The sequence below is a fragment of the Carnobacterium sp. 1290_CSPC genome (genome assembly GCF_001053265.1).
In the GTDB taxonomy this organism is placed as follows: Bacteria; Bacillota; Bacilli; order Lactobacillales; family Aerococcaceae; genus Aerococcus; species Aerococcus urinaeequi.
The window spans coordinates 1-8,093 of sequence record NZ_JVVG01000074.1; the positions used below are offsets into that span (position 1 = coordinate 1).

General features: G+C 39.4%; 7 protein-coding genes. 1 reads left to right on the top strand and 6 read right to left on the bottom strand.

Annotated features, from left to right (window positions below; translation table 11 throughout):
* Window positions 1–313: 313 nt before the first annotated feature.
* The gene (locus tag AC973_RS06805; protein ID WP_048729019.1) at window positions 314–1,351 is read right to left on the bottom strand and encodes a YeiH family protein; all 1,038 of its coding nucleotides are present in this window, start codon (window positions 1,349–1,351) and stop codon (window positions 314–316) included.
* Window positions 1,352–1,462: 111 nt separating this feature from the next.
* On the opposite strand from AC973_RS06805, the gene AC973_RS06810 reads away from it, so the two are divergent.
* Entirely contained in the window at window positions 1,463–2,365 is a 903-nt protein-coding gene (locus AC973_RS06810; protein ID WP_082148264.1) for a LysR family transcriptional regulator, read from the top strand.
* Between the two features lie 344 nt (window positions 2,366–2,709).
* Here the strand turns inward: AC973_RS06810 and lepB are convergent, their stop codons facing one another.
* The 5 genes from lepB to AC973_RS06835 all read right to left on the bottom strand — a co-directional run bounded on the left by lepB (window position 2,710) and on the right by AC973_RS06835 (window position 7,263).
* Window positions 2,710–3,243 carry a signal peptidase I gene (gene lepB / locus AC973_RS06815; RefSeq protein ID WP_225968951.1) on the bottom strand — a complete coding sequence of 178 codons (534 nt, stop codon included), beginning with the start codon at window positions 3,241–3,243 and terminating at the stop codon, window positions 2,710–2,712.
* Window positions 3,244–3,247: 4 nt separating this feature from the next.
* Window positions 3,248–3,991 (bottom strand): DUF6448 family protein, encoded by a 744-nt coding sequence (locus AC973_RS10050; protein WP_225968952.1) that lies wholly within the window; start codon window positions 3,989–3,991, stop codon window positions 3,248–3,250.
* A 109-nt stretch (window positions 3,992–4,100) separates the two neighbouring features.
* Complete coding sequence (locus AC973_RS06825; protein WP_048729022.1) at window positions 4,101–4,718, bottom strand: CPBP family intramembrane glutamic endopeptidase; 618 nt, start codon at window positions 4,716–4,718, stop codon at window positions 4,101–4,103.
* 1,268 nt (window positions 4,719–5,986) lie between these two features.
* Window positions 5,987–6,379 (bottom strand): hypothetical protein, encoded by a 393-nt coding sequence (locus AC973_RS06830; protein WP_048729024.1) that lies wholly within the window; start codon window positions 6,377–6,379, stop codon window positions 5,987–5,989.
* A gap of 20 nt (window positions 6,380–6,399) precedes the next feature.
* Window positions 6,400–7,263 carry a hypothetical protein gene (locus tag AC973_RS06835; protein ID WP_149256370.1) on the bottom strand — a complete coding sequence of 288 codons (864 nt, stop codon included), beginning with the start codon at window positions 7,261–7,263 and terminating at the stop codon, window positions 6,400–6,402.
* Between the last annotated feature and the right edge of the window lie 830 nt (window positions 7,264–8,093).

Consider the following 8,093-nt stretch of genomic DNA (forward strand, 5'->3'; position numbering starts at 1 on the left):
GAAAACTATGGATCTTTTTTTATTTTATTATTGTTGTTGCACTTAAATTGTAAATTCGTCGCCTAAAAATGATTGAGTATACTTTTAAAATAAGAATACTTAGGAAAAGCAGTTCCCTCAAATGTACTGACGGATCTTTTAAGGTAATCAGTCCTGAAAAACAATTGTATTATTATGTTAATTAGCTCTGTTATTTCATTCGCTGAGAGTGTTTAGTTTCACATCAATAGGGTGGTAAAAAAAGTGAATTCAAAAGAAAGAGCAGCGGCTGATATCAGTCGCTGCTCTTTCTTTTGAATTATTGTTACCTAAACTAGAACAGCCAAAAAATCAAACCAATTGCTAGAATAATTTGGAAGCAGCCGATCAGTAAGCCATATAACATGGTACGAGGCCCTTCTTTCAAGATATCAGAGAACTTGACCTGAAGACCAATTGCAGCTAAAGCAGTAATCTCAAATTGATTACTGATGACTTCGGAACTGTGAATCATGAAAGAAGGTAAGGGTAGAAAACTTCTAAGCAAGAATAAAATGAAAAATCCTACAATAAACCAGGGAATAGTCAATAGGTTTGTATTTTTTTTCAAATCAGCAGATGTGGAATCAACTGCTGATTTAGAAAATAGCGGTTCTTCCTCTTTAGTGTTTAGTTTACTGAAGGATAAGGCTACTCCGATGATAAGGAGTACTCTCATAAGTTTGAATACTATAGACAGATTAGTGACGTCCATACTCACCAATTTAGCTGAAGCAACGACTTGTCCTATGGATTGGATCGTACCTCCAATCAAAGCTGATGTTTGAACGACTTCGTTGTGGTACAGAACAGAAGCGAGAATAGGCAGTGAGACCATCAATATGGTTCCTGTTACATTAACTATAGTGATGGACATGGCTTTATCTTTCTTATCGGCACCAATTATCGGAGAGACAGTACCAATAGCAGAAGAGCCGCAGACTGCATTGCCGGCACCCATCAACAAAGACATTTTTTTATTGAACTTCATAGTTCGACCGATCCAATAAGCGAATAAAATCGTCAAAACCATTTGAAGAATAACAAAAATAAATCCAGTAAAACCAACTTGCTTGATGATTTGAAAATCTAAGATTATTCCATTTAACACGATCGACCATTCTAAGAGGGATTTTTCAGAAAATTTAGTTCCTCTTTTAAAATAAGGCTTGTTTAAAAAAGTATTTCCCAACAAAATTCCTAAAAAAATTGCGATCAGTGCTGCTCCTAAATTTGGCAGAAGGGCAGATAGATATTGGCTGATTAACGAGATCAAAACACTGATTAGAAGACCGGGTAAAATAGAATAGCTTCTTTTGAATTTTGCGCGCATGTTAAACCTCCTTCAAATATTTATAGTATTATGGTATACCGAAGATTGTATAAAATAAAATAATCATTTATTATATATTTATAAGAAATTGTTATTGAGGAGTGGCATTAGATGTTAGATTACCGGTACCAAACGTTCCTTACTTTGACAGAAGAAATGAATTACACGACCACAGCCAAAAGATTGCACATTACCCAACCGGCTGTCACCCAGCATATTCAGTCTTTGCAACAGGAGTTAGGGGTTGAACTGATTCATTATGAAAAGAGACAATCATCATTAACGGCTAAGGGAAAGCAGCTGCAAAAAGATCTTTATTTGCTCCAAAGAGAGATCGCTAAGGTGGAAGAGCAACTAACTTCTACTGTAGAGCACACTACCCTTTCATTTGGGGCTTCCTTGACGATTGGGGAATACATGATGCCTGGACTAATTGAGTCGTATTTGAACCAATATCCAGTGCACGATATCTCGATGGTAACAGACAATACCCAACATTTGATCGAATTGATGGAACATGGGAAAATTGATTTTGCGGTTGTAGAAGGAGAATTCAATCAATCTGTATTTGAATTCCAGAAAATCGCTGAAGAACCGTTTATCGCTGTCTGTTCAGAAAAAAGTTCTTTATGGAAACAAGAACAGAGCATTAACGACTTATTTTCTACACCTCTTCTAGTCCGTGAAGAAGGATCGGGATCACGCCTGATTTTCGAGACAGCTATAAAAAGTAAAGGAATCCACTTAGACAGCTTTTCGAAAGTTATGACGATTGGGAGCATTGGTGCAACTAAAAAATTGGTCGAAAAAGATTTAGGAATCAGTTTTATTTATCAGATGGCTGTTGAAGAGGAACTCAACAAAGGAATATTGAAAAAGATACCTTTAAGCGATTTTAATGTAATTCATCCGTTTCATTTGATTTATCTAAAAAGAATCCAAGTGAGAGGGATGGAGACGATAAAGAACTTTTTCCTGGAAAACAGGGTAGGTATAATGAACCCCTTGATCTGAGTGGATATACCTTTCCAAGGCATAGTGGTGACTCCAGTATAGACTGCCGATTTATCTGGAAAAGTGACCGTCATTAAGAAAAAGACTTTTTCTTATCTGTCTCACAACCGAAAAAGCGGCACAATAGCCGGGCTATTAGCCCAGTTTGGCAGGATAGGGAGAGCGAAAGGAGTTGAAACCTATTTTGCATTCAATCCGTTTTGCGAGAAAAAAAAACGAAAAACTGGCACAATGGAGTAGCCTTTCCACCAGTTTCCTCTCCTACGCTGGACAACAGAAAAAGGACTATCCCCAAGTACGATTTTCACCGACGCTTGAAAAAGTCCTTTCTTTTTTTACTAGCTTTAAATACCCTCGTCTACCTGTCCGAAACGGGAGAGTGGAGTCACCACCCATTGGGCCTCCCCTAAGATAGCCTCTTCTGGAATATAGGGTTGATTCCATTTCCTGCTGTCAAAGGAATGAACACGGAAGTCTCCAAGAAAATAGTAACTGTCTTCGGGTACTAGATATTGCCCTGCTAAGGAGTCCGGGTACTCCACATATTCCTCTGCCAACCTTTCCCCGTTGACAAAGACTTCCCCTGTTTCCTTGATGACAATCCCATCTCCAGGCAGACCGATGACCCTTTTCACGAGCACCTCATCTAGTTCTTCAGATTGAAAAACCAAGATATCACCCCGGGTAATTTCCCCCGTATCATAGAGGCGGGTGGTAAGAATACGGTCTCCCGGCTGAATGGCAGGATACATGGACGGTGTGGGAACGGAGATAAAGAAAAACAGGAAGCGGGTAATCAGGAAGTAAAGGAGGCCGGACAAAAGCAGGAAAAATCCTGCCTGCTGGCTTCTTCTTCTAATAGATGGCTTACCTTTCAAATTCTTACACTCTTCTCTTGAGGAACCCAGCAATGGTAGTGACGAAGAAGGTTCCGGCTAATCCCCAAGGCAGCCAACTTGCTTTGGGTTCCTCTGTTTCTGGCTCAATATGTTCCCCCGCGACTTTCACATTTTCCACTTCATGCAAATCGTCCGTTTGGGCAGTAGGGTGCAGGTCCGCTTCCTCATGCTCCTCCCCTTCCGCCAGATGGGTGAACGTCACATAATTCATGACATACTCTCGGCCTGCGTCGACATTGCTTGTATCAAAATCCTTAGTAGCGAGAACGTCCTCAAAGGCTTCCTCCAATTGCGGCATCAGTTCAGGTTCGACAAGCTCTTCAAGAGGAGAGAGGGTGCCAGTGGCGATGCTCCTATCAGCGGCAACAATTGCCTCCTCCATGGGGGTTCCTTCCGGTTTCACGCCTGTGTAGGGGGCCCCTTCCCCTTCCCGATGGATACGGACCAGATTCTCGAAGAGATACTGATCGGCTAATTTCTGAGCCTCAGGGCTATCATCTCTCACTTCCATCACCTGAGCAAAGATACCCTCAATGTCTTCTTCCCGTTCAGGCAATACCCATTTCGCGATGTAGCTAGAGTTTTCCTCCGCGAGCGCTTTTTGCGCATCGCCAATCACTGGTCCGTCCATCGTATCGCAGTGGGCGCTGGCCGTCATGGGATTTAGGAACAGTGCCCCTGTGGCTGCCAAGACGGCTCCTGTTGTCATCATTATGTTCTTTCTCATATTCAATTTCTCCTTCTTTTTTTAATCATCGATTGATGGTTCTATCATAAGAAAAAAAGGAGGAAAAAAAATTGAGGAATATCAAGTTATTACTTTTATAGTAGTTTTTCTAATCCGTAAGGCTATACTTTCGGCCATTCGCCGAGATGGTGGCCGGTTTGTAGATAAGGAGCAGGAGGGCGGCGATTACGATGCTCGCAGTAGCAGTGGACCAGCCCGCGAAACCTCCCAAAGTATTAGACAAGGCATGGTAAAGAACCAAGAGAAAGACGCTCCCCTTTGTGGAATTGTAGAGCCAAACATAAATGACTGAGTCAATCATCACGTCGACAAACCAAGGCAGCAGCGGATACGTGGACATGACATTGTCCAAATTAAACGGGAGCGGAGCATGCCAGACTGCCCAGAGGACACCGATGATCATGCTCGCGGCAAAGGCGCTATAGCGCTTCTGCAGGTGCGGGAGCGCGAACCCCCGCCAGGCCACTTCCACCGGGATAGCCGCAACGACGTAGGTGGCAAAGGAAAGCATTGAGCTCCCTATTGGTCGAGAGCTCAATGCTTGGGCTAGGCCCCCGTCTTGACGGATAGAGGGAAATGCCAGCAAAAGCACAAGAAAGAGACTGGCAACATACCACTTGAGTGGAAGCTGCCACTTCAAGAGCGGCTGGAAGAGCTGACTATAGGCCTCGTCTGTTCCATGCAATGTCAGCAAAAAAACATCCACTCGCTACCCCCTAACCCTTCCCCTTGTTTTACTTTCTATCTCCCCTTACTCAAGACCAACCTATTCAAAAATTATCCAGCAACCTACTACCCTTTTTAAAATCTAACCCATTCAAAGTCTTAAGGGCTGGCTACCTAACCTTCCTTTTTCTGCTCAATCTCTTGCCTCCCTTTTCGATTTGTCCCTTTAATTTCCGCCCATGACCTTTGAAGGATCCCCTATATCAAGATGCCTTTTTACCCGTTTGACCTTGCTAGGCTTTACTAGGTAAGCTAGGCATACTTTGTGAATGGTGAAAAGTGGTGGAAGAGCATAAGGGAAAATGGTGCATTTTTATCATTTTCTTGTTACAAGTTGTATCAAGCTTGTAACAACAGTTAAAACGGAAGTGTGTAAAACCCTTATTTTCACTTGCTTTTTGGGACTTATAAACTTGTAACAAGCTTGTTACAAGTTGTTACACCAATGAACCACTTTTTGCAAGTTCTTGTTACAGGTTAAACCTTGATTTCATAGGCTTTTGGAGCGACTTGTAACAACAAAAAGTTTGTGAAAAAGTGCCTTTTTCCTTTAGGGCTTATACTTTGGTTAGGTAGATTTTTGAAAAAGCCTAGCCATGCCTTTGAAAATTTTTTGAAGAAATTTGGTTAAAGGCTAGCCTACCCTTTGGATTGAATAGAAGAATCCTCTACCACCTTTTTTCGATTGAGAACAAATAAAAATGACGAAGCCTTGATCGACTTTTCGGATTGAGAACAAGAAACCTTGCCCCCTTCTTTTGGATTGAGAACAAAAATAATGGTGAAGGCTTGCTGACCTTTTTTGGATTAATCAAAAGTTTTTTGATGAAGCCTTAGCTACCTTTTTGGAGTGAATGCAAGATTTTTTTTCAAAACCTTGGCTAAGCTTTTGGTATGAATACAAAATTTTTTTTACAAATCTTTGGCTAAGCTTCTGATATAAAAAGAAAATTTTTCGACGAAACCTAGCCTAACCCTTTTAAGATTGAGGACGAAAAAAATGATGAAGCTTAGCCTATCATTTTAAAATCCAGAAGGCATTTTTTTGACGAGTCGCTAGAAATAATTTTGGCGTAACCGAAGGTAATGAACTAGATGAGGTACAAGAAAAATTGGCATGGTGTCACGATAACATCCGCTTGAACTTGCTATCATCCCACCCTACCCTTCACGACAACAAACAAAAAAATACCAGACAGTCATCGACCATCTGGTATCAAAAACATTATATGAATTTCTCTTTACTGATTAAATTGCCTGACGTTGTTCTGAATTATTTGCGACTGGTTCTTCGTTCTCCACTTCAACTTCTGAAGAAAGATCTAACGTTTTCACTAGACCTTTTTCTAAAGCCATTGCTAAAACTAACTCACGTACTTCGCTATCTGACATCGCAGAATCAATCGCATCGTTACGTTTAGAATTAACGTAGTGGTCAAACTCTTTATCAAGTTGATTAGCAATCTCTCGCATCTCTTTTGCCATCTCTTTAATTGACGTTGCTAACTCGTTTAATGGTTCTTGTTCTGAAGCAGTTAGCTGAAAATCGATCTTACCGAAATCTAAATCGTTCTTACTATCCTTTAAAGTAGTTGCTAAACTTGCCCAACGTTTTTGTAATGGTTCTATTTTTCTTGCCATGATTATACGCTCCTTTTAAATTAAATATCGAATGGACTTAACAAATTATATCTAACAGCTTCACGGCCAATGCTATCTTGTTTGATTAAAACTTCGTCAATATAATCTAACTCTACATCATACAATGCAATTTGATAATTCAAGTCGATGATTGATGCACGTAAACTTTCTAAAGCAACGACTGTTGAAGTATCTTGCGTAATACCTAGTGACTCTTCGTTGACTTCAGCAAGCAATGCGGCTTCACGTTCTTCAGCAGTCATCTCTTCAATTGGTTTTGTTTCTTCAACTGTACCACTTGAGTCTGAATTGGAAATGCTTGTTTCACTTAATAGCTTTTCAATTTGCTTATTTGTTTCACCGTCACCGATTGAGTTTAAAGCGATGTTGTCTGCTTCAATAATTTTCTTCGCATCGTCATCACTTATGTTAGGGTCATCATTCAATCGTTCATGATATTCTTCCATAGATTCTTTAGCAGCTTCCAACTGTGCTACCGCATTCTCTTTGTTCGTCATGATTGCTGAACGGTCAATCGCACCAAACGTTACATCATAAATTTTAGCTAAGGTTGAACCGATTGTTACATCACGATACGTTGCCGTTACATTATCCGCTGAAGGATTTAATCTAGTCACTAGCATATCTAAGCTAATGGGTACTTCAACCCAATTAACTACAATTGAACCAGTAGGTGCTAGGTTGGTTCCTGTCGAAGGTTCTCCGTTAGTATCTTCGTTTGCGGTGTTTGAGTATGCATCTTCTGCACGCTCACTTACTTGTTCGCCGCTTAATTTTAACGTACCATTCTCTGCTTGTGCTGCGATAATCTCTTCACTTGTTACTTCAATTGTTTCACCTGAAGCTAACTTCAATGAGTTCATAGAAGTCACATAGAAGTTCAACGGTTCTCCGTTATACTCCGTCTTAAGATCATCACTTTAATTGTTGATTTCTATAATTCATTAAGACATACAGACATAATTTAAATAAGTTGTCTATATAAATTAATATTATATAGATTTAAAGGTTAAGTAATTTGCGTAAAAATTGAGGTTAGTATATCAATGTCAAAGGGGTTTTAGGAACACCTAAAATGGCAGCTAGCAACGACAAAAGTTGGCACTTATAACGACTGATTGTGGGTGTTGTCGTTATAAGGGGTGGAGGTTTGATATTTTAGCATAGTTATAACGACAAAAGTTGGTACTTATAACGATATAATGATTGGAAATTTTTAAAGCAACTATTTTAAAAAAACATGTTTTAAATTGCAATTTTATTTGTTTTAAATAAAGTTTAAAGCAAATAATTTAAAAATACTTGTTTCAAATTGCTATTTTATTTGTTTTAAATAAAGTTTAAAGCAAATAATTTAAAATTACTGGTTTCAAATCCTGTTTGAAACCAAAATCTAAAATTTACTGGTTTCAAATTGCCATTTTACTGGTTTCAAACTGCCATTCTATTGGTCATGCAAATGGCAACCCCCCTGTTATATCAAGCTTTATTTTTACGCAAAGTACTTAAATCTTTAAATTAAACGTTATTTAACGAATAGAAAGAAGGTTAAGTTACTAATTCACCGTTAAACAAATCGAACGTAAATTGGGAATTCAAACCTTTAATAGTTTATTGATCACCTTTATTTAAAGTCGCCCTAGAACTTGATTCATCCATGTAATGAATTACACGGTTTTCTCAAGGGGCGACT